Origin of the sequence: Bradyrhizobium manausense (genome assembly GCF_018131105.1) — a bacterium.
Lineage (GTDB): Bacteria > Pseudomonadota > Alphaproteobacteria > Rhizobiales > Xanthobacteraceae > Bradyrhizobium > Bradyrhizobium manausense_B.
The window spans coordinates 1313255-1336115 of the sequence record NZ_JAFCJI010000001.1 but is presented as its reverse complement, the minus strand read 5'-3'; the positions used below and the strand labels follow the sequence as shown (position 1 = coordinate 1336115).

18 protein-coding genes and 1 tRNA gene are annotated in these 22861 nt (G+C 63.8%); 5 read left to right on the top strand and 14 right to left on the bottom strand.

Annotation, left to right across the window (positions count from 1 at the left end; translation table 11 throughout):
- Positions 1–63 precede the first annotated feature (63 nt).
- Positions 64–486 (top strand): hypothetical protein, encoded by a 423-nt coding sequence (locus JQ631_RS06090; protein WP_212328515.1) that lies wholly within the window; start codon positions 64–66, stop codon positions 484–486.
- A gap of 11 nt (positions 487–497) precedes the next feature.
- Here the strand turns inward: JQ631_RS06090 and JQ631_RS06085 are convergent, their stop codons facing one another.
- The 7 genes from JQ631_RS06085 to JQ631_RS06055 all read right to left on the bottom strand — a co-directional run bounded on the left by JQ631_RS06085 (position 498) and on the right by JQ631_RS06055 (position 9187).
- Positions 498–1289: a TonB family protein gene (locus tag JQ631_RS06085; protein ID WP_212324799.1), complete on the bottom strand. Its 792-nt coding sequence runs from the start codon at positions 1287–1289 to the stop codon at positions 498–500.
- A gap of 10 nt (positions 1290–1299) precedes the next feature.
- Entirely contained in the window at positions 1300–1761 is a 462-nt protein-coding gene (gene exbD, locus JQ631_RS06080; protein WP_212324797.1) for a TonB system transport protein ExbD, read from the bottom strand.
- A gap of 3 nt (positions 1762–1764) precedes the next feature.
- Complete coding sequence (exbB, locus tag JQ631_RS06075) at positions 1765–2766, bottom strand: tonB-system energizer ExbB (RefSeq protein WP_212324795.1); 1002 nt, start codon at positions 2764–2766, stop codon at positions 1765–1767.
- Positions 2763–3452, bottom strand: a complete 690-nt coding sequence (locus JQ631_RS06070; RefSeq protein WP_212324793.1) for a Fe2+-dependent dioxygenase — start codon at positions 3450–3452, stop codon at positions 2763–2765. Before JQ631_RS06070 ends, exbB begins: the two co-directional genes overlap by 4 nt.
- A 20-nt stretch (positions 3453–3472) precedes the next feature.
- Positions 3473–6049, bottom strand: coding sequence for a TonB-dependent receptor (locus JQ631_RS06065; RefSeq protein WP_212324791.1), 2577 nt, complete (start codon positions 6047–6049; stop codon positions 3473–3475).
- 252 nt (positions 6050–6301) lie between these two features.
- Positions 6302–8713, bottom strand: a complete 2412-nt coding sequence (locus JQ631_RS06060) for a TonB-dependent receptor (RefSeq protein ID WP_212324789.1) — start codon at positions 8711–8713, stop codon at positions 6302–6304.
- Between the two features lie 234 nt (positions 8714–8947).
- Complete coding sequence (locus JQ631_RS06055; protein ID WP_188101395.1) at positions 8948–9187, bottom strand: hypothetical protein; 240 nt, start codon at positions 9185–9187, stop codon at positions 8948–8950.
- A gap of 392 nt (positions 9188–9579) precedes the next feature.
- Here JQ631_RS06055 and JQ631_RS06050 point away from each other — a divergent pair, with 392 nt between their 5' ends.
- From JQ631_RS06050 to JQ631_RS06040, 3 genes are all read left to right on the top strand, one after another.
- Positions 9580–10755: an efflux RND transporter periplasmic adaptor subunit gene (locus tag JQ631_RS06050; protein WP_212324787.1), complete on the top strand. Its 1176-nt coding sequence runs from the start codon at positions 9580–9582 to the stop codon at positions 10753–10755.
- Positions 10752–13892, top strand: coding sequence for an efflux RND transporter permease subunit (locus JQ631_RS06045; protein WP_212324786.1), 3141 nt, complete (start codon positions 10752–10754; stop codon positions 13890–13892). The genes JQ631_RS06050 and JQ631_RS06045 overlap by 4 nt, the downstream gene beginning before the upstream one ends.
- 64 nt (positions 13893–13956) lie before the next feature.
- Positions 13957–14535: an invasion associated locus B family protein gene (locus tag JQ631_RS06040; protein ID WP_212324785.1), complete on the top strand. Its 579-nt coding sequence runs from the start codon at positions 13957–13959 to the stop codon at positions 14533–14535.
- A 142-nt stretch (positions 14536–14677) separates the two neighbouring features.
- Here JQ631_RS06040 and JQ631_RS06035 read toward each other — a convergent pair whose 3' ends face one another.
- On the bottom strand, positions 14678–16966 hold the full coding sequence (locus JQ631_RS06035; RefSeq protein ID WP_212324784.1) for an arylsulfatase: 2289 nt from the start codon (positions 16964–16966) through the stop codon (positions 14678–14680).
- Positions 16967–17052: 86 nt separating this feature from the next.
- Here JQ631_RS06035 and JQ631_RS06030 point away from each other — a divergent pair, with 86 nt between their 5' ends.
- A complete protein-coding gene (locus JQ631_RS06030; RefSeq protein ID WP_212324783.1) occupies positions 17053–17766 on the top strand; it encodes a TetR/AcrR family transcriptional regulator in 714 nt (237 codons plus the stop codon).
- Here the strand turns inward: JQ631_RS06030 and JQ631_RS06025 are convergent.
- The 6 genes from JQ631_RS06025 to JQ631_RS06000 form a co-directional block, all read right to left on the bottom strand.
- On the bottom strand, positions 17721–18080 hold the full coding sequence (locus tag JQ631_RS06025) for a DUF1428 domain-containing protein (RefSeq protein WP_212324781.1): 360 nt from the start codon (positions 18078–18080) through the stop codon (positions 17721–17723). The genes JQ631_RS06030 and JQ631_RS06025 overlap by 46 nt on opposite strands.
- A 147-nt stretch (positions 18081–18227) precedes the next feature.
- Positions 18228–18301, bottom strand: a tRNA-Gln gene (locus JQ631_RS06020).
- 213 nt (positions 18302–18514) lie between these two features.
- Entirely contained in the window at positions 18515–19645 is a 1131-nt protein-coding gene (locus JQ631_RS06015) for an iron-containing alcohol dehydrogenase (protein WP_212324779.1), read from the bottom strand.
- A 16-nt stretch (positions 19646–19661) separates the two neighbouring features.
- Positions 19662–20690: a 4-hydroxythreonine-4-phosphate dehydrogenase PdxA gene (gene pdxA, locus JQ631_RS06010; RefSeq protein WP_212324776.1), complete on the bottom strand. Its 1029-nt coding sequence runs from the start codon at positions 20688–20690 to the stop codon at positions 19662–19664.
- Positions 20687–21793 (bottom strand): four-carbon acid sugar kinase family protein, encoded by a 1107-nt coding sequence (locus JQ631_RS06005; protein WP_212328514.1) that lies wholly within the window; start codon positions 21791–21793, stop codon positions 20687–20689. The genes pdxA and JQ631_RS06005 overlap by 4 nt, the downstream gene beginning before the upstream one ends.
- A gap of 24 nt (positions 21794–21817) precedes the next feature.
- Complete coding sequence (locus tag JQ631_RS06000; RefSeq protein ID WP_212328513.1) at positions 21818–22738, bottom strand: dihydrodipicolinate synthase family protein; 921 nt, start codon at positions 22736–22738, stop codon at positions 21818–21820.
- Positions 22739–22861 lie beyond the last annotated feature (123 nt).

Sequence of the window (22861 nt, the reverse complement as noted above, 5' to 3'; positions counted from 1 at the left end):
CCGCCATAGACACTTGAAGACAAAGCCGAAGGGCTAGAGGCCAACTTGGTCAAAGCTGCCGATATGCTGATCGCGCGACGCGCCGACACCCGTGCCCGCGCCGATTTCGCCACCTGGAAGATGATGGCCAAGCTCAACGGGTTGTCGGCATTGCCTCCGGACGCACAAGGCTTCCTCGACGGTTACAAGAAACTGCTGGAGCGGATGAGCGAGGGCGAGGCGGCCGAGGCGACGATCGCCGAGGTCTACAAATCCTATTATCTGGAGATGGGCGGCGCCGGGAACCCGCCCGACGTTCGCACGCGGCCGGCTGAGCCGGCGGCGGACAATGTTACCGCCTTCCGGCGCCCTGCCCCCAAGCCGAAGAAGGTCGCCATGTTCGGGGCGACGATGTTTGGCGGAACCGAGAAGCGCCCCCTCCCGGTCGCGCTGATCTTCGCCTGCCTGGTCGTGGTCTACGTCTCGATCAAGTTCTACTGGCGCTGACGGCGACGAGCTTATTTCGACGGTTTCTTGAAATTCACCGGCAGGCTGAAGGCGAACTGATCGTCCGTGAGCTCGGCCGGCGGGGCCGGCACAGGATCCGACCGGCGGACCATGGAGACGGCCTCGCTGTCGAAGGCGGGATCGCCCGAGGATTCCGCCACGTCGACTGACACGACATTGCCGCGGCGGTTCAGGACCAGGCTGAGCTTGACCGTCGTGGTCTTGCTCTTGTCCTTGGGATAGCGCTTGTGCAGCTCGAAATACGCGCTGATACGCTTGCCCCATTCGGCCGTCAGCTTGCGAAGATCCTTGCCGATGCCCTGGTGGGGGGCGGCAGCCTTCTCGTCCTCGCGCGCGTTCTCGTCCAACGCCTGCCGCGCCGATTCCTGCGCGTTCGGCATTTCCTCGACGGCCTGGGTCTCGACCTTGGCCACCTTCGTGGTGTCCTCGACAGGCTTCTTGGAGTCGTTCTCGGTAACGAGGCGGTCCGGGTCTTCCGCCTCCTGCGGGATTTCCTTGGGCAGGTCGGTCTCTTTCACCTCGGCCTGCTGCTGCATCTGCTGCGGCTGATACTGCGAGGCTTCGCTGTCCGGCCCGGGCGGCAGATCCGTCTCGGGCAGCTTGGGCGAGATCATTTCGACGGCGTATTCCGCACCGTTGGCGCCGAGGCCATCCTCGCCGTCATCGGGGCGAAGGTTCGCAAGCGCCAGCGCGGCCCCGCCAAGATGCAGGCCAATTGCCACGACAGCGGCCAGGATCCACAACGGCCGCGAGGGTTTTGCCTCGAACACAGGGTCGGTCATCGCGCTGCCATCAGGGTTGGACCGCTCCTTGCGCCGGCCCGGCCGCCGCAGGAGGAGCCTCGAGCGCCACCAGCTTGATCCGAGAATAGCCGCCGGCGCGGAGGATTTCCATCACGCCCATCAACTCGCCATAAGGCACCACCTTGTCGGCGCGCAGGAACACGTATTTGTCCTTGCTCATGTCGGCGATGGCGTCGAGCGAGCTGACGAGGTCGGTCCGCTTGACCGCGCTTTCGCCGATCGCCAGCGTCAGGTCGGGCTTGATGCTGACATAGGTCGGCTTGTCCGGCTTCTTCTGCGGCATCGCGCTCGATGTCGGCAAGTCGATCGGCAGATCGACCGTCGACAGCGGTGCTGCGACCATGAAGATGATCAGCAGCACCAGGATGACGTCGATGAACGGCGTGACGTTGATGTCATGCGTTTCCGAGAAATCGTCGTCGTCATCGTTGTCGGTGAGCGAAACGGCCATGGCTTACTCCGCCGCGCGCGAATGCGCGCCGCCGTGGCTGCGATCGAGATCGCGCGACAACAGCCGGGCCGCCGCGCCCGAGGCGCGGCTGACGAGTTCGAGGTAGCCCTTCGTGACGCGCGAGAAGTGATTGTAGATGATGACGGCGGGGATCGCGGCGACCAGACCAATGGCGGTGGCGAGAAGCGCCTCGGCGATGCCGGGGGCGACGACGGCAAGATTGGTCGTCTGCGACTTCGAGATGCCGATAAAACTGTTCATGATGCCCCACACGGTGCCGAACAGACCGACGAAGGGCGACGTCGAGCCGATGGTCGCGAGGAAGCCCATGCCGATGCGAATGCGGCGCTGCTCGGCGCGCACGATCTCGGCAAAGCTCGAGGCCGCGCGCTCCTTGATGCCGCTGTCGCTGGAGAGACCCGCCGACATCCGCGCCTCGCGCAGCGCCGCCGCCAGGAAGGACGGCAGGATGCCCTGCTTGGTGCCGAGCGCCATCTGCGCTTCCGCAAGCGAGCGCACCTCGGCGATCTTCTTCAACGCCGAACGAAGTTTTGCAGACGCGACCGACAGCTCGATCGACTTCGCAATGAAGACCGTCCAGGTCACGAGCGAGGCGAAGGCAAGTCCGATCATCACCGCCTTCACGATGATGTCCGCCGACATGAACATCACCCAGGGCGACAATTCCTTCATGGCCGGTGCGATGCCGGCCTTCGGCGCCGCCTCGGGTGCCGGGGCCACGGCAGCCTCGGTCGCAGGCGCGCCTGATGTCGCGGCAACAGGCGCAGCGGCCGCGGGGGGCGCAGTCGATGGCGCAGGCGCAGCTACCGGCTGCGCCACGGCGGGAGCAACCGGAGCGGGCTGGGCCGCCACAGGGGCAGGCGCCGCGGGACGAGCCTGCGCAGCCGGCTGGGTTTGTGTCTGGGCAGAAACAGGGACTGCGAGCCAGGTGGCCGTCAGCAGCACGGCGGCGGCGAGGCTTGCTTGGAAAGATGTGATCTTCATACTTCGGCCCAGTAGCGAATGAGGTTGTGATAGATACCCGTCAATTTGACCGTTTCGGGATCGTCACGCCCGAGCCGTGCCACCAGCGCCTGAATGGCGGTGTCGAGGTCAAAGATCATGCTGCGGGCTTGATCGTCCCGTATCATGCTCTGGAGCCAGAAGAAAGACGCAACCCTCGCCCCCCTGGTCACCGGCGTGACCAGATGCAGGCTGGTCGAGGGATAGAGCACGCAGTCCCCGGCTGGCAACTTGACTTCGTGCGAACCGTAGGTGTCCTCGATCACAAGTTCGCCACCGTCGTAATCCTCGGGCTCGCTGAGGAACAGCGTGACCGACAGATCCGTGCGGATGCGAAGGCCTGTCAGACGGTCGCCGCGGATCGCGTTGTCGACATGCAGGCCGAAATGGTGGCCGCTGTCGGCCGCATATCGGTTGAACAGCGGCGGAAAGATCTGGAGCGGGATTGCGGCTGCCAGAAATCGCGGGTTCGCCGTCAGCGCCGAGATGATGCGATGGCCGAGCTTGCGCGCGACCTCGCCATCCGGCGGCAACTGCTCGTTGCGCTTGACCATTGCTGACTGCGCGCCCGCGGTAGAACGGCCGTCTTCCCATTCGCTGGCGTCCATGATGCGGCGGAACTCCGCCACATCATCCTTGCTCAGGACGCCTTCTATGCATGTCAGCATGGCACCTCGTTATCTCTCCATCAGTAGCGCGCCGAGATCACCACATAAGCGGCGCGTCCAGGCGCTTCCAGCACGAACGGCGTCGCGCTCTGGTACAGCGCGTCGTAATAGCGCTTGTCGAAGATGTTGTTGACGAACAGCTTCACCTGCCAGTTCTTGTTGATCTTGGCTTCAGCAAAGGCATCGAAGCGCCAGTAGCTCGGGATCTGCGTGCCCTGGTTCGCCGCGAGCAAGGTGCCGCCGTAGATCTTCGAGCGATACACCGCCTGACCGCCCAGCTCCCAGGTATCGTTGAGCTGATACTTGGTGAGCATGCTGAAGGACTGGTGCGCGACGTTGGCGAGCGGCAGCCCGACATTGGTGGTGTAGAGCAGCGTCTGCGGCATGTTCGCAGCCGGCACGTTCGACTGCGTCACCTTCGACTGCATCAGCACGAGCCCGCCGAACACGCTCCATTTGTCGGTGAGCTTGCCGGTGACGCCGAGGTCGATGCCGCGGACGTAATAGGACGCGCCCCCCATGATGCACGACACCGTGCTGCCGGGATACGGACACGCCGCCGTCTGGTTCGCGGCGCTGGTGACGTTGAAGGCTTCGCGCGCGTTTTCCTTGGTCGTCTGGAACAACGCGGCCGTCAGCAGCAGGTGACGGTCGAAAAGCTCCCACTTGGTGCCGAGCTCGATCGCCTTGTTCTTCTCAGGTCCGAAGATCTGATTGGGGTTATTGGCGAGGACCGAAGCGACGCCGCCATAGGCCGTGCTGGTGCCGTCGAATTCCGCGCCGACCGGATTGGACGAGGTCGCATAGGCGACATAGACGCTGCCGTTCGGCGCCGGCTTCAGCGTCAGGCCGAGGTTGAAGTTCGGCAGGCCGAACTGGGCGGCTTGAGAGCCCCAGGTGTTTGCAAGAGCGCCCGTTCCCCAGCCTGACGTCTTCAGGTCATAACTGTCGTAGCGAATGCCGCCGTTCAGAATGATGAGATCGCGATAGTTGGCGCTGTCGAGCAGGTATCCGCTTGTCGTGTCGATCGCGATCTTGGTCGGCAAGAATGCCAGAGTGGGGCTCGACGTCGGCTGGGCGAACGTGAATTGGGGGTTGAACACGTTCACACCCGTAAAGTTTCCGCCGACGGTTCCTCCCGGCAGGCTTTCGGTGCTCAAGCCAACATATTTGTCGATCGAGGAGATTTCGCGCGAGATCTCGACGCCGCCGAGCAAGGTATGCTTGAAGCCGACAATGTCGTCGAACTTGTAGGTCAACTCGCTCTGGTTCGCGACCGTCTGCGTGACCTGGTAGCGGCTCTGCGGATTGAGCGACAGCGTCCAGAGCGACGGATTGGGATTGGTCGTGATCGGCGCTTCGGGCAGCGTGCCGATGTAGTTGTTCACCGAGCGCGAGACCCGGATCTTGTCGGTGAAGGTCAGATCCGGCGTGATCTTGACCTCGGTGTTGATGGTGCCGAAATCCTGTCCGGTCTTGAAGAAATCGCGATAGACCAGCCCATAGAAATTGTTGCGATTCACCCCGAAATCCGGGAACGGACCGCCGGCGGTGTTGGTGAACTGCTGCGAGCTCACTCCGGTCGATCCCGGACGATAGTAAGGCACGCCGAAATCAGGCAGTCCGTGCAGGTTGGTATGGACGTAATTCGCCGAAACCGTGACCGCATCGGTCGGCGTCCACTTGGTGGCGACAAAAGCGCCGTCGCGGTCGTCCTTGATATGATCGCGACCGGCGACATCGGCATCCTGGAACAGACCGCCGGCGCGAACGGCCAACGTCGGCGAGATCACCTGATTGACGTCCAGCGTCACCCGCTTGGTCTGGTCGGTGCCGAACGTGGAGTCCATGTTGTAGAAGCTCTTCTCCGTCGAGGCCTGCTTGACCACGATGTTGATGGCTCCGCCCGTCGTGCCGCGGCCCGCAAAGGACGAGGCCGGGCCGCGCAGGATCTCGACCTGCTCGGTGAAGAAATTCTCGCGAACGCTGACGCCTGCGTCACGAACGCCGTCGATGAAGATATCGTTGCGGGCATCGAAGCCGCGGATGAAGAAACGGTCGCCGAACGCGTTGCCGCCCTCGCCGCTGCCGAGCGTCACGCCGGCGGTGCTGAGCACCGCCTGCTTCAGGGTCGTCGCATTCTTGTCCGCAAGCACCTCCTTGCTCAACACGGTCACCGTCTTCGGCGTGTTGAGGAGCGGCTCCGGGAATTTGCCGCCGGCCTGGACATGATCGACCTTGTAGGGCGCTGCCGGGTCCGCATAGGGATTGCGATCGGGTGGCGGACCGTTTGCATCGACGACCGGAGCCGTGGCGGCCTGCTGACGCTGTGCGGCGGCACGGCGCAGCGCATTGCGCGCGCGGACCTGCTCGGGCGTCGGTTTCGCAGTAGTGGAGCGCGGTCGTTCCTTTGGCGCATCGACGTTCACGGGGGGCAGATTGGTTTGCTGTGCTTGCGCACCGCTCGCGGCGGAGGCGACCGCAATCAGGCTGGCAACGGCAGTCACGGTCTTGCCGGTCGCGCCATCGAGATTGCTGCCAACTGATTTCCGAACCGCGACCGAACGCAACGACCGCGGTGTCTTAGTAACGCCCATCACACGCCCCACTGTTCTTATGCTTCCATTGGCCGCGTTGCGACAACGCGACGCATTGGTGCTATCGAGCGTGCCAGTGGGGGTCAACGCGATCACGGCAACACAGCGAAACAAACCATCAACTTCATAGCGATTCTAAACTTGCTGAGCGCTCCCATTTAAAATCGTTCTAATCTTGAGTTTGTAAGCGTTCTAAACTGAAGGCCGGGGATGCCTCCTGTAGCAGGCATCCCCGGATGTGAATCGGCGCGATCAGAACTTCGCTGTCGTGATGATGTAGAACGCCCGCCCCGGCGCGACCGCGACGAACGGCACAGCGCTGCGATACAGCGTGTCGTAATAGAGCTTGTTGGTGAGGTTCTGGGCGTAGAACTTCATGGTCCAGTTCTTGTCGAGCTTCTTCTCGACGAACGCGTCGAAGCGCCAGTAGCTCGGCAGCAGATTGCCGGTATTGGCTGCGAACGTGCCGCCATAGACTTTCGATCGGTACACCGCCTGGCCACCGACTTCCCAATCGCCGTCGAACTTGTACTTGGTCAGCATGCTGAACGACTGGTGCGCGACATTGGCAAGCTGAAGGCCGATGTTGGACGCAATGTTGCTCTGCGTGACCTTGGACTGCATCAGCACCAGGCCGCCGAAGACGCTCCAGCGATCGGTAATCTTGCCCTCGGCCTCGATGTCGATGCCCTGGATGCGATAGGCCGCATTCGAGGTGAGCAGGCCAGAGGCATTGGTCTCGCGCGCGTTATCCTTCGTCGTCTGGAACAGCGCCGCGGTGACCAGCAAATGGCGATCGGCGAGTTCCCATTTGGTGCCGAGTTCTGCCGCCTTGTTGCGCTCCGGCCCGAGCAGGACGGCCGTATTGGCGGGAACACCACCGTAGTCCGTGCCGGTGGCGTCGAGCTCCGAGCCGAACGGATTGGCCGAGGTCGCATAGGCCGCATAGATGCTGCCGATCGACATCGGCTTGTAGACCAGACCGACGTTGTAGTTGACCAGATCGGAGTTCATTTTCAGATAGGCCGAATTGGTCGACGAGCTCATGTTGTAGCCGTCGTAGCGGACGCCGCCGTTGACGATGATGGTGTCCTGCCAATTCGCAGTATCCATCACGTAGACGCTGCTGGTGTTGACGCCATAGCGTGTCGGATTGCCCAGCAGTGAGGGTATCCCGAACGGAGCGTAGGTGTACTGCGGCGAGTAGAGATTGACCCCCGAGACGGCGCCGTTGCTGGTAAAGCCCGCGCCCGCCAATTCCGACGAGAGACCCGCGTAGCGGTCGATCGAAACATTCTCGTTGGTGTATTCGACGCCGAACACCGCGGTGTGCTTGACCCCGCCGGTGTCGAGCTTGAACGTGGCCTCGTTCTGGTTGGCCCACACGTCCACGGTCTGGTAGCGGCTCTGCGCGCTCGCCGTCGTGGTCCAGAGCAGCGGGTTGGGGTTGGTCGTCACCGGGTTCTGCGGCAGCGTGCCGATGTAGTTGAGCAGCGAATGCTCGCCGCGTACCTTGCTGGTCAGCGTGATGGCCTCGTTGACCTTGTACTCCGCCGTCCCGGTGCCGAAATCCTGCCGCGCCGTCTGGAAGTCGCGGTTGAGGAAGCCGTACCAGGTCCCGCGCGGAATGCCGGCCGACGTCACCGGTACGTTGCCCTGCTTGTAATAGGGTACGCCGAAATCCGGGTAGCCGCTGAGATCGGTATGGACGTAATTCGTCGTGATCTTGATGTCGTTGGTCGGGGTGTACTTGGTCGACAGGAAGGTGCCCCAGCGATCGTCGGTCACGTAGTTGCGGCCGGCGACATTGGCGTCCTGGAACAGGCCGCCGGTGCGCACCGAGAAGGTCGGATCGATGACCTGGTTGACGTCAAGCGTGACCCGCTTGGTCCTGTCGGTGCCGAACTCGGTGTCCATCCGCTTGAAGTTGACGTCGCCGGCCTGCTTGGTGACGATGTTGATGGCGCCGCCGGCGGTGCCGCGGCCGGCATAGGACGACGCCGGCCCGCGCAGGATCTCGATCTGCTCGGTGAAGAAATTCTCACGGATGGACACGGCGGGATCGCGGATGCCGTCGATGAAGACGTCGTTGCGCGCGTCGAAGCCGCGAATGAAGAAACGGTCGCCGAAGGCGTTGCCGCCCTCCCCCGACCCCAGCGTCACGCCGGCAGTCGAGCGTCCGATCTCCTTCAGCGTCGTCGCGTTCTTGTCCTCGAGCACTTCCTTGCTGAGCACCGTAATCGTCTTCGGCGTGTTCAGCATCGGCTCGGGAAATTTGCCGGATGCCTGGACGTGGTCGACCTTGTAGGGCGCGGCCGGATCGGCATAGGGATTGCGATCGACGGCGCCGGCCGGGGCTGGCGCTGCGGCGGCAGCCTGCTGCTGCGCCTGCTGGCGCTGCGCGGCGCGGCGAAGCGCATTGCGCGCACGCACCTGTTCAGGTGTCGGCCTGGAGGCTGATGGACGCTGACGCTCGACCGGCGCATCGACATTCACCGGCGGCAGGCTCGACTGCTGCGCCTGCGCGCCGCCCGACACGGATGCCACTGCGATCAGGCCGGCAACGGCCGACACCGCCTTACCGGAATTTCCGTCTGGCTTTTCTTCGTTTGAATTTCTTACCGCGATCGTACGCAACGATCGCGGAGCCACCGCGAGCCCCATGCCAATTCACCCCATTCCAAATTCGTCGATACGCAACATGCGTGACGAACGATGAGGCGGTGCTATCGACCGCGAAAAATTGGGTCAATGCAACCAGGCCCGTGCGGGCACTTGAATACGTCTAGATCAAAGGGATTCTAAAATTGCGATTTCGAAACAGCTGAAATGTCGCGCGACACATTGATGCAGTCGGACATTGCATCGCTTGCCTTTGCGTATCATCTCACGCAGCCATCAATCGCTGCTCGGCGGCTTCATCAGCGAGAACAATTCGTCGACAGTGCGTTGCGCCGTCGCGCGCACGCGATCGGTATTGTCCATGCCGGCGATGTTGACGCCGTTGACGACGGCTTTGATCTCATCGCGAAAGTCGGTGAGGAAGCGCAAGGGATCGCGCTGTTCATTGGCGACGCGCGCGATCAGCCCCGTGATCAAAATCTGGCACGCGATCAGCTTGCCGTTCAATTCGTCCATTCCGCACTCCTGATGTGGCGGCGCTGATATGGACGAGGCTGGTTTTGCTGACAACCGAAACGCCGCCTGGCCGGTTTAGAACCGTTCTTGCAAGGTCGAACCGCTCGCCTCGCCGCACGCGCCGCCCGCGCCCTGCGCAGCCGCGCCCACGCCGCCTGCGAGCATTTCCTGTTTTCTGCACGCTCCTCGCTTGAACGGGGAGAATGCAGCACTGCACACCGCCTCGTCACCCGTTTGCCTACGGGGTGCAAAGCTTTCCAATTGTTTAGGATTCTCAACTGATAGTGCTGTTTACACTGGAACTTGGCGTGTATTATACAAGCGGTGCTGCTGGAACCCTTTAATAGCCCCGCAATTCGTTGTTTTGGGCATACAAGCCGATACGCTCACCTATGAAAAAGTCACGGCCGATCCTGTGGATTGTCATCATCGCAGCTGTGGCCGGTGGCGGCTATTACGGCTGGAAGCGATTCTCGGTGCATGAGGCTGAGAAAGCCCAGGCCGCACAGAAGGGTGCGCCACGGGTGGCCGCCGTGCCCGTCAGCATTTCGCCGGTCGAGAAGGCCGATTTCCCGGTCTATCTGACCGGCCTCGGTACCGTGCAGGGCTTCAACACCGTACAAGTCCGGACCCGCGTCGACGGCCAGATCGACAAGATCGCCTTCACTGAAGGCCAAATGGTCAAGCAGGGCGATCTTCTAGTCGAGATCGACCCGCGCCCGTTCCGGGCCGCCCTCGATCAGGCCAAGGCCAAGAAGGCGCAGGACGAAGCCAACCTCGCCAACGCCAATCTCGATCTTCAGCGCTATACCAAGCTCGGCGAATTTGCCACGCGCCAGCAGACCGATACGCAACGCTCCACCGTTGCCCAGCTCACCGCCCAGATCGCCGCCGACGAAGCCGCGATCGCCAACGCCCAGACCCAGCTCGACTACACCCAGGTCAAGTCGCCGATCACCGGCGTCGCGGGCCTGCGCCAGGTCGACATCGGCAACATCGTCAACGCCTCGAGCCAGACCGGCGTCGTCACCATTGCGCAGGTCGAGCCGATCACGGTGATCTTCACTGCACCAGAGGACCAGCTGCCCTATATCAGCGAGGGCCAGAAGTCCGGCGAGCTCAAGGTGATCGCGTTCACCACCGACGGGAAGAAGACGCTGGCCGAAGGCAAGCTCGCGGTCATCAACAACCAGGTTGATACGACCAGCGGGACTATCAGGCTCAAGGCGGTGTTCGACAACAAGGACCATACGCTGTGGCCGGGACAGTCGGTGTCGACACGCCTTCTGGTGCGGACGCTGAAGGACGCGACCATCGTTTCAGATGACGCGGTCCAGCATTCGACCAACGGCCTCTACGCCTATACCGTCAGCCAGGACAACAAGGCCGAGGTTCGCAAGATCAAGGTCAGCTACTCCATCGATGGTCGTTCGGTCATCGATGACGGCTTGAGCCCCGGTCAGCAGGTGATCACCGGCGGACAGTACAAGGTGCACCCTGGCAGTCTCGTTTCGACGACTGTCGCGAGTTCGGATCCCGTTCAGAAGAGCAAGGTTCAGCAGGAATGACCGAAGGCGGGATTTCGGCACCTTTCATCCGTTATCCCATCGGCACGTCGCTGCTGATGGCCGGCATTCTGTTTGTCGGTCTCGTCGCCTATCCCCTGCTGCCGGTCGCACCGCTGCCGCAGGTGGACTTCCCGACCATCCAGATCACGGCCAATCTGCCGGGCGGCAGCCCGGAGACGATGGCCTCGTCGGTCGCGCAGCCGCTGGAGCGCCAGTTCGCCCAGATTCCTGGCATCGCGCAGATGACCTCGACGAGTTATCTGGGTACCGCCTCGATCACCATCCAGTTCGACCTCAACCGCAGCATCGACGGCGCCGCCAACGATGTGCAGGGTGCCATCAACGCCGCCGGCGGACAGCTGCCGAAGAACCTGCCTTCGCCGCCGACCTATCGCAAGGTCAACCCGGCCGATTCGCCGATCCTGCTGTTGTCTGCGACCTCGGACACGCTGCCGCTGACCACTGTCAGCGACTCGATTGACGCCCAGCTCGCCCAGCAGATCAGCCAGATATCGGGCGTCGCGCAGGTTTTCATCGGCGGCCAGCAGAAGCCATCGGTTCGCGTGCAGATCGATCCGGCGAAACTCGTTGCCAAGGGCCTGTCGCTCGAGGACGTCCGCAGCGCGATCGCAATCACGACGGTCGACAGCCCCAAGGGCAACATCGACGGTCCGAAACGCGCCTACACGATCTACGCCAACGACCAATTGTTGCAGTCCAAGGACTGGAACGACGTCATCATCGCCTACCGCAACGGCGGCCCCCTGCGGATCAAGGATATTGGCCAGGCGGTCACCGGTCCTGAAGACGCCAAGCAGGCGGCCTGGGCCAACGGCAAGCGCGGCGTATTCCTGGTCGTGTTCAAGCAGCCGGGCGCCAATGTCATTGACACCGTCGACCGGATCAAGGCGACCCTTCCCCGCCTCGTCGCGGCGATCCCGCCCGCGGTCAAGATCGAGGTCATCAGCGATCGCACCACGACCATCCGCGCCGCGGTCGAAGATGTGCAGTACACGCTGCTGCTGACCATTGCCCTCGTGGTCATGGTCATCTTCGTCTTCCTGCGCAGCTTCTGGGCCACGGTGATTCCCACCATCACGGTTCCATTGGCGCTGCTTGGCGCCTGTGCCCTGATGTGGGTGTTCGGCTACTCCCTCGACAATCTGTCGCTGATGGCGCTCACGATCGCGGTCGGGTTCGTCGTCGACGACGCCATCGTGATGCTCGAGAACATCACGCGCTACATCGAGGAAGGCGAAAAGCCGCTCGCTGCCGCCTTCCGAGGCTCCAAGGAAATCGGGTTCACCATCGTGTCGATCTCGATCTCGCTGGTCGCGGTGCTGATCCCGCTGCTGCTGATGGGCGGTATCATCGGGCGCCTGTTCCGCGAATTCGCGGTGGTGCTGGCGATGACGATCTTCGTGTCGATGTTCGTGTCGCTGACGCTGACCCCGATGATGGCCTCGCGCTTCCTGCGCGCCCACAGCGAAGTGACCCACGGCAAGTTCTACCAGTGGAGCGAACGTGCCTTCGACGCGCTGCTGCGCGGCTATGAACATGTGCTCGATCATGCCCTCGCCTGGCGGCGCACGACCCTCGCGATCTTCTTCGCCACGCTCGCGCTGTCGGTCTACCTCTTCGTGCTGATCCCGAAGGGCTTCTTCCCGCAGCAGGACGTCGGCCTGATCACCGCGACCTCGGAAGCCTCGCAGGACATCTCCTCTGCCGAGATGCGGCGGCGGCAGGTCGAGCTCGGCAAGATCGTGATGGAAGATCCCGATATCGCCTCGTCCGCGATGAACATCGGCGGCAGCGGCCGTGCCGGCAATAACGGCAATATGTTCATCACGCTGAAGCCGCGCAGCGAGCGCAAGGCGTCGGCGCAGCAGATCATTGCGCGGCTGCGTCCCAAGCTGGAGAAGGTGTCCGGCGCACGCCTCTATATGCAGGCAGCCCAGGACGTCCGTCTCGGCGGCAGGCCGACGCGTACGCAGTTCGAATTCACATTGCAGGATGCCGATCTCGGCGAGCTCAATGCGTGGGCACCGAAGATTCTCGCCAAGATGCAGACGCTGCCGCAGCTGCGCGACGTCGCGACCGACCAGCAGACCCAGGGCACCACGGTCCAGCTCAAGATCAACCGCGACACCGCCGCGCGTTACGGCATCCAGCCGCAGCTGATCGACGATACGCTCTACGATGCCTTCGGCCAGCGTCAGGTCGCCCAGTATTTCACGCAGCTAAACAGCTACCACGTGATCCTGGAGATCCTGCCGGAGATGCAGGGCAGTCTCGATTCGCTCAACAAGCTCTATCTGAAATCGCCCCTGACCGGCGACCAGGTGCCGCTGTCGACCTTTGCGACGTGGACCACCGATCCCGTCCGCCCGCTCTCGATCAGCCACCAGGGCCAGTTCCCGGCGATCACGATCAGCTTCAACCTTGCGCAGGATGTCGCGCTCGGCCAGGCCACGGAGGCCGTGCAGAAGGCGATGGCTGATCTCGGCGCGCCGGCCACGCTGAACTCGAGCTTCCAGGGCACTGCGCAGGCGTTCCAGCAATCGCTCGGCACGGTGCCGCTCCTGATCCTCGCGGCGCTGGTCGTGGTCTATCTGATCCTCGGCATCCTCTACGAGAGCTACATCCATCCGATCACGATTCTGTCGACCCTGCCCTCGGCCGGCGTCGGCGCTCTGGCGATCCTGATGGCGGCCGGCTTCGAGTTCAGCCTCATTGCGTTGATCGGCATCATCCTGCTGATCGGCATCGTCAAGAAGAACGGCATCATGATGGTCGACTTCGCCATCGCGGCCGAACGCGATCAGCACAAGACGCCGGAGGAATCGATCCGTCAGGCTGCGCTGCTGCGCTTCCGCCCGATCATGATGACCACGATGGCAGCGTTGCTCGGCGGCGTGCCGCTGATGCTCGGCCACGGCACCGGCGCCGAAATCCGCCAGCCGCTCGGCTACGCCATGGTCGGCGGCCTGATCGTCAGTCAGGCGCTGACGCTGTTCACCACGCCGGTGGTCTATCTCTATCTCGACAAGTTCTCGAACCTGTTCAAGGGCAACTCGGCCGAGGACGAAGGCCACGACGCGGCCGCGCACGGCACCGTCAAGGAAGCCGCCGAGTAAGCTTGCGCCGCGGCTCCCGCGACGCTACAGCGGGACCCTCGGTTCACGCCAACGCGGTCTTGCCATGTCCATGCAATCCAGACTTGTCGCTCTCGCTGCCGCTGCCCTGCTGTCCACGGGCGTCGCCTATGCCCAGCAGGGCGCCAAGAAGAACGCGGCGCCGCCGCCTGCCCCGGCCGCACAGCCTTCGCCCTCGCCCGCGCCGACCCAGCCGCAGGCCGAAGGCACTCCGGCGCAGCCCGGCTGGATCGCGCGCTGCACCAGCGCGAGCCGCGACGCGCCCCTCGAATGCGCGATCGAGCAGAACGCGGTGCTGACCAAGACCGGCCAGACCATCGTCCTGATCAACATCCGCATCGCCCCCGACACCCGCACGCCGATCGCTCTGCTGCAGTTGCCGCTCGGCCTCAACCTGCCGCTCGGCGCCAAGCTCCAGGTCGACGAGGGCAAGGCGATCGATCTCCAGATCCAGACCTGCGAGAACCGCGGCTGCTACGCCTCGACCCCGATCGCGCCGGATTTGCTTGCGAGCCTGCGCTCGGGCAAGCAGCTGAAGGTTTCCTTCCAGAACATGGCGAAGGAAACCATTGCGATCCCGATGCCGCTCAACGATTTCGCTGCGGCCTACGACAAGATCAAGTAGCACGCCCCCGGGTTCTGCTGGCGCGTTCGCCTCGCTCACCTCGTCATTGCGAGCGTAGCGAAGCCATCCAGGCTTCCTCTGTGGAAAGCCTGGATGGCTTCGTCGCTTCGCTCCTCGCAATGACGGCATAGATGCAGCGCGGTCACTGCCGCGCCATCTGCGCATTGCCGACGGCCTCGCCGTCGAGCGTCTGGTCGCTGTGCATGGTAACGGTCACGCGCAGCAGCCGTCCCTCGAATTCGAACGGCGCCTCGTAGTGCGACACCGGGCTGCCGCGGTCGCGGCCGATGTCGAGACCGGACCACGAGATCAACGTGTGGAAGCCGAGCTGGGTCTGCAGCGAGCCGGCCTTCTCACCGTCGATCAGCAGCGTGTAGTCGGTGACGCCGGTGCGCGAGCCCTTGGCCGGCGGCTCCTTGCGGACGAGACGTTCGACATGGACGCCGAGCCGCCGCGCGTCCGGCGGCACCTTGCGGTCGGAGCGCACGATCTGGTGGCTGCCACCGATGTTGAGGTCGTGCACCAAGTGGCCGTCCTTGACGTAGAGGCTGTAGCCCGACGTTGCGTCGCCATGCGAGATCAGCACGCCGTTGGCACCCGCTTCGTCGATCTCGACATGCGCCTCGATCGTGTAGCTGCGGCTGCGCACATCGGGCGCGACGTCGGTCGGCACATGGCCCATGCCGTGGTGGAAGACGAAATGGCGGCGTGCGCCGTGGAAGCGCGCAGCGTTCTCGGCAAAGCGGGGACCGAAGCGATCATCGAGCGGCAGCACATTGTGCTTCTCGGCCTCGCCCCACCATGTCGCAATCATCTGCGCGAGCCGCTCCGGCTCCGTCGCCGCGAGATCATTGGTCTCGGAAAAATCCCGATCGAGATGGAACAGCTCCCATTTGTCGTTTTCGAACGGCGTGCCCGGCGGATGGTAGGCGACCGCCTTCCAGCCGTCCTGCCAGAGTCCGCGATGACCGAACATCTCGAAATATTGCGGCGACCCCTTTGACGGCACCGACGCATCGGTGATCGAGCGCGCAAAGCTTTCGCCTTCGAGCGGCATCTGCGGGCAGCCTGCAATCGTCTTGGGCGACTCGATTCCAATCAACTCGAGCAGTGTCGGCGTCAGATCGCTTGCGTGAACGAATTGGTGCCGCAACTCGCCCTTGGCGGCGATGCGCTTCGGCCAGTTGATGACGAAGGGATCGCGGATACCGCCGCCATGGGTGTTCTGCTTGTAGCGGCGCAGCGGCGTATTGGAGGCCATGGCCCAGCCATGCGGGAAATTGCTGTGCGTGTCGGGCCCGCCGATATCGTCGATGCGGACGAGCTTCTCCGCGATCGGCTCCGGCTTGAAATTGAACGGCCCCATCGCATTGACGAAGCCGAGCGGGCCGCCCTCCTGGCTCGCGCCATTGTCGGACATCACGATGATGACAGTGTTGTCTCTGATATCGGCCGTCTCCAGGAATGCGACCAGACGCGCGAGATGCCGATCGGAATGATCGAGCATACCGGCGAAGGCCGCTTGCAGGCGCGTGAAGATTCGGCGCTCGTCGATGGAGTGATCCTCCCAGGCCTTCACGCCATCGTTGCGCGCCGGCATCCGCGTCTCCTGCGGCACCAGCCCCATCGCCTTCTGGCGCGCCAGCCGTCGCTCGCGCTCGACATCCCAGCCGTGCACGAATTCGGCATCATAGCTGCGGATAATCTCGGCCGGCGCCTGATGCGGCGCGTGGCAGGCGCCCAGCGCGACCCAGGTCAGCCAGGGAATATCGGGCCGATCGGCCTGGTGATCTCCGATGAAGCGGATCGCCTGGTCGATCAGATCTTCCGTAAGATGATAGCCTTCGGCATAGGTGCCGGGAGGATCGATGTGGGTGTTGTCGGAGACGAGCTCCGGCGCGTATTGGTCGGTCTCGGCATCGAGGAAACCGTAGAAGCGATCGAAGCCACGGCCCAGTGGCCAGCCGTCGAACGGTCCAGTCGCGCCACTCTCGGTCAGCGGCGTGACGTGCCATTTGCCGACCATGTAATTGCGATAGCCGTGCACGCGCAGCATCTCGGCGAGCGTCCCCGCCTCGCGCGCGATCTTGCCGCGATAGCCCGGATAGCCGGAATCGAAATTGGCGAGGCACCCGACACCGACCGAGTGGTGGTTGCGCCCGGTGAGCAGCGCGGCGCGCGTCGTCGAGCACATCGCCGTGGTGTGGAAGCCGCTGTAGCGCAGGCCTTCCGCGGCGAGCTTGTCGATGGTCGGAGTCTTGATCGCCGAGCCGTAGCAACCGAAATCGGAGAAGCCGACATCGTCGAACAGGACGACCAGAATGTTCGGCGCGCCCGCAGGCGGCTTCACGGCCTCCGGCCACCAGGGTTTCGACTCCGCAACCGTCTTGCCGACGATGCCACGGAACGGCGTGCCGCTGCCTGCGCTCATCTGTTGCTCCCTGTCACGGCCACGGTTGACCAGCGGCTCGTCCCGGCTTAAATTATAATCCGAATTATGATTATGTTTTAGGACGGATGCAAGTACGGACGCAGCCATCTTCCGGGGATCCCGGCTCTCGCGATTTCGACCTGCCGGGCGTCGCCCCCTCACGCCAGAAGCGCAGCCGCGAGACGACGCTGGCGCTATTGCGCGCAGGCGCCCACATGCTGCGCACACGAAGCCTTGCCGAGGTTTCAATCGAAGCGCTCTGCGCTGAAGTCGGCGTCACCGTCGGTGCCTTCTACAGCCGCTTCGAGAGCAAGGAGGCCTATTTCAACGCGCTGATGGCGCTCGCTGCACGCGACGGCGAGCAACGGCTCGGCGACATCAGGCGCCCCTCACCCACGACCGATCTCGACAAGCTGTGCCGGATCGTCGTCAGCGGCATCATCGTCTGGATGCGCCACCACGAAGGCGTGCTGCGCGCCGCGCTCCAGCATGACGACACCCGTCCCGACCAATGGACGCCCTTCAAGGCGCTGGCCAAGGCAACCACGGAACGCGCCACCCCTCTCCTGCTGGCGGCCATGGGCAAAGGCCGCACAGCCGCCAGGACCCGCGCGATTGCGTTCGGCTTGCAGGTCGTGCTGGGCACGCTGGTGAACGCGATCCTCAACGATCCCGGGCCGTTGTCGCTCCGGTCGAAAGAGATGGAGACGCGGCTCGCCGATTGCCTGCTGCTGCTGCTTCAGGCCGAAGCCGGTCAGCCCAAATCGCTCGCGCGCAGCAGCGTATCGAAGCCGCCATAGATCATGCGCTTGCCATCGAACGGCATGTCCGAGCTCTTGAGCCTGGAATCGGCCATCACCTTGGCGTTGACGGCATCGCGGCTCGCACGGTCGCGATAGACGATCCAGGAAAACACCATGACCTCATCTTCCGTCGCCATCACCGCGCGCGGAAATGACGTAAGCGTGCCATATGGCACGTCGTCGCCGATGCATTCGACATAATCGAGCGCACCATGCTCCATCCACACCGCGCAAGCCGTTCGCGCCAGAGCCTTGTAAGCCTCTAGCTTGTCTTTGGGCACGGCGAGGACGAAACCATCGATATAGGGCATTTGGGATCTCCTTGGGTTGTGTGTCCCAAGGACGATCCACGGCGCCGCGATCCGACTGGCGACGACGATGTTCCGGTGAGGCAAACCGCCGCGAGCTGCGGCGCTGCCGGATATGCGTCAGTGCAAACCTTTGAAGACGCCTGGAATTGGCTGGGGAACTAGGATTCGAACCTAGACAAACAGAGTCAGAGTCTGTTGTGCTACCGTTACACCATTCCCCAATGGAATAGCCGAACAAATTCAATATCTTACTGATTTGTTCGACTGCGGCCGGAAGCGCTGATGGCGCAAATCACCTCTCAGGCGTGCTGCGTTCTACCCGCTCGTCCCCGGGCTGGCAAGCGCCGCGGTGGAAGGATCACAGCCCGCTCGCATCTGGGTACTCGCCACGTCAAATCACCCTCTTCCAACGCTTCGCCTCGGAGGCGATGTGGCTAGAACGCGACTTCGTACATGCCGAGGATCGCATCCCGGCTCAAATCGCGCGGATTGTTGTCGAGCAAGCGGCGGATGGCATGCGCCTCGTCGGCCATCACACCGAGGTCGCCTTTGGGCACACCGAGGGCTGATAGTTTCATCTCAACGCCGAGGTTCTTGCAGAACGCGTAGGTCGCGTCGAACGCGTGTTTCGGATCGCGCTGCTCCGGCAGACCGAGCGCGCCGAGCACAGCCACCGTCTTCGCCTCGACCGCCGGCATGTTGAACGCCAGCGTGTGCGGGAAGATGATCGCGCAGGCAAGGCCGTGGGCAATGTGATGGCGCGTGCCGAGCGGATAGGCCACGGCGTGGCCGGCCGTGGTGTTCACCGGGCCCAGGCAATAGCCGCCATAGAGCGAGGCTAGCGAAAGACCGGCACGCGCCTCGCGATCGCCGCCGTCGGCCACTGCGCGCTTGAGGTAGCGTCCAACCAGCCGCGCGCCCTCGATCGCATAGAGATCAATTGTCGGATGCGCCTTGCGGCTGGTATAGGCCTCGACGCAATGCGCCAGCGCATCGACGCCGGTCGCGGCCGTGATTTCCTTCGGCACGGTCATCGTCAAATCGGGGTCGACGATGGCGATATCGGCCAGCATGAAGCGGCTTTGCACCGCCTGCTTGTTCTGGCTGACGGGGTCCGTGACCAGCGCGCGGGTGCCGGCCTCACTGCCGGTGCCCGAGGTGGTCGGGATCTGCATCAGCGCGACGCTGCGGCCGGCGACTTTCTCCGGTCCCACGATGTCGGCAAAGGCCACATCACCCGTGCACATCACCGCGACCAGCTTGGCGAGATCCATCGCGCTGCCGCCGCCGAAGCCGACCACGAGATCGGGCCTGACCTCGCGCGCCATCGCGACCGCCTTCTCGAGGTTGGGCAGATCGGGCTCAGGCTTGACTTCGCCGAACACCTTCACGGCGCCCGGCAGCGCCAGCGTGTCGACGCGACGCGCATTGAAGGGATCTGAAATCACCAGCGGCCGCTTGGCGCCGATCCGCTCGGCGAAGCGCGCAGCGGCCGTGATCGTGCCCTTGCCGAACTCCAGGATGGTGGGGCGGAGGATTTCGATGGGCGTGAAGGCGTTCGTCATCGTAGGCTCGATCTCATTATTTGGAAGAGCCGGCAGCGAGTCGCTCGGCATAGTCGATGGCCTCGATCAGGCTGTGCTCGTTGGCGATGCCCTTTCCGGCAATATCAAAGGCGGTGCCGTGATCGACGGAGGTGCGGATGATCGGCAGACCCAGCGTGATGTTGACGCCGGAGAGCTCCTGCCAGCGGCCGGTGGCGGGATCGACCTGGAAGCCTAGCAACTTGACCGGGATGTGCCCCTGATCATGATACATCGCGACCGCGGCATCGTACTGGCCGGCGCGCAGCTTGACGAAGATGGTGTCGCCGGGCACGGGACCAACGACATCGAGACCGTCGGCGACGGCCTTGGCAATCGTCGGCGCCGACACGTCGATATCCTGCCGGCCGAACAGACCGCCCTCGCCGGCATGCGGATTGAGTGCAGCGATCGCGATCTTCGGCTTGGCGATGCCGAGCCGAAGAAGTGCGTCGTTGGTGAGATCGATCACCATGCGCAGCCGCTCCGGTGTCAGCCGCTTCGGGACGTCCTCCAGCGCCACATGGGTCGAGACATGGCTGACGCGCATGTTGCCGTGAGCCAGCAGCATCACCGAGCCGCGCACACCGGTGAGATGGGCCAGCATCTCAGTGTGACCGGGAAAGTGATAGCCGGCCTTGTTGAGCGCTTCCTTATTGAGCGGCGCAGTGACGATCGCCGCCGTGCGGTCGGCCTGTGTCAGGCGCACGCCCTGCTCGATCGCCTTGTAGGCGAAGCGACCGCCGTCGGCGCTGAGCACGCCGGATTTGATCGGGTCGCCCTCGACGTCGGCTTGGAGAAAGCAGAGGTTTGGCCAGTCGCGATCGTCGGCAGTGACTTGCGGGATTGCGACGTCGGTGCCGAGCGCAGCCTTGGCACCGTCCAGTGCCGCGCCGCTGCCGATGATCAGGATACGCAGATCGCCGGCCGCGATGCGCTCCTTCAACCCGACACAGGCCTTGACGATGATCTCCGGGCCGATCCCGGCGGGATCGCCCATCGTGATGGCGAGATGACGAGAGGTCATGACGGGCTCTCCCTAGTGAGCAGATGATTATCCCGGAGCAGATCGCGCCAGAGGTCGCGATCGCCGAACGCTCCGGATTTCGAGATGATGTCGACGCCGGCCCAGCGGCCGCCTTGCAGCGTCGAGCGCGGCAAGCCCGGCACGATGCGCCCCGTGACCTGGAGCGCATGCGCGCCAAGGGCAAGGCATACGGCCTTCAGCGTCTCGCCACCAGCAACGATCAGTGTTCCGGGCGCGTCAAGCGCTGCGATCAGCGTCGTCAATTTGTGGGTGATCCGCTGCGCGGCATCGGCGCGCGAAAGGCCATCGGGAAGCGCGAATTTCACCAGGGCAACGCTGTCGTTTGCAAGCTGGCGCTGAACACGGACGCCGCCCTCGCCTTCGGCCAAGGCGATGGCGGCCTCACCACACGCCGCGAGCTGGGATGCGGTTGTCACCTGGTCGGACCCGAACAAGCCGAGCACCGGTCGCTGCAACTGCGAAAGCACGTCTGCGCGGTGCCCACGCGCGAGTGCGCCGGCCAGGCCGCCGCTGCCGCACCAAAGCACGGGCCCTGGCATCCGTTGCGCCATCTCGACGACGCGATCAAGATCGAGATCGCTCTCGGCATCGAAGACCTGAACACCGCCAAGCTCCAGCGTGTCGGGATTGCCCCGCCGCGCCTCGATACCGTCCCGCCTCAATTGATCCAGCAAATTGTCGCCGACGCGATGCCAGTCGCCCTGCACGGTCCGCGCATATTGCTGACCCTCGACGGTGCGGCGTCCTTGATAGTCGAAAGCAGGCGCCACCACGCATGATGCCCAGTGGCCCGAGCTCAGGCAGGCGCCGAGTTCGGCCGCCCAGGCGCCGCGGAGCAGGCTGTCGACCTTTTTGTAGGCGATCTCTCCATCACGCAGCAGCGGCGCCAGCCGCGCGACGATCTCGACGCTCTCGGCTTTCGAACGCTCCCTCGTGCCGCTGTCTATGGCCAGGCTCGCAGAGCCGGCCGTCGCGGGCGCATCTGCCCAGACGACATCGAACGGTCCGCACAGGCCGACGAACTCCGCCGCGGTGTCGAGCGCGCCGGTGAGATCGTCGGCAAGCATGCGGACGCGCATCATCGTCATGCCGCTCCCGTGGCCGCCCTAAGCAGCAGCAGCGAAAGCCGCTGCACTCGCGAGCAGTTCTTTTCGTTGAGCTGCCGGCAGGGTCTCCAGTGGCGGCCGCAGGCGCTCCCAACCGGCGTGACCGGTGCGCTCGGCGACCAACGCCTTCAGGGACGGCATCTGCGCAAAGCGCGAGACCAGCTCGCGCGCCTTGACGATGCGTCCCTGCGCCGCCTTCAGCGACGCATCGTCGTCGCTGTCGCGGAAATGCTTGAACACATAGGCGAGATCGCGCGCGACGAGGTTCGACGTCGCGGTGATGCAGCCCGCGCCGCCCTTGCGCAGCAGCGGCAGCAGCAACGGATCGGCGCCAGTCAGCACCGAGAAGCCCGGGAACCGCTCGACCATCGCAGTCATGTTGGCAAAGTCACCTGAGGAGTCCTTGATGCCGACGACGGTCGACGGATAGGCCTTGCGCAGCCGCTCGATCAGCGCATGCGAGATCGGCTGCATCGACATCTGCGGGATGTGGTAGAGCACGATCTTGAGCTTGGCATCGCCGATGCGCTGGATGATCTCGCTGTAGGCGGCATAGACGCCGTCATCGCTGACGTTCTTGTAGTAGAACGGCGGCAGCATCACCACGGTCTCGACACCCACCGACAGCGCGTGGCGCGTCAGCGCGATGGTGTCGGTGAACGCGGCGACGCCGGTGCCCGGCAGCAATTGGTTCGGCTTGATGCCGCCGGCGACCACGGCCTCCAGCAGCGCGGTGCGCTCGGCGACCGAGAAGGAGTTTGCCTCCCCCGTGGTGCCAAGCATCGCGATCGCGTCGCAGCCTTCGTCCAGCAGATAGCGGCAATGCGCGACGAAGCGCGCATGATCGGGCGCGAGGTCGGCGTCGAGCGGCGTCAGCGCGGCGGAGAACACGCCATGTGGGTGCAGGGACTGGGGGTGCAGCGATGATGTCGACAAAGCTTCCTCCGATCGTTAGATCGATGTTGTTCGGAATGCGAACATTTGTTATAATCTGCCCCGTTGGTAAGATCAGGCTGCCGCCGCGTCAAGGGCTGTGGCTGTCAT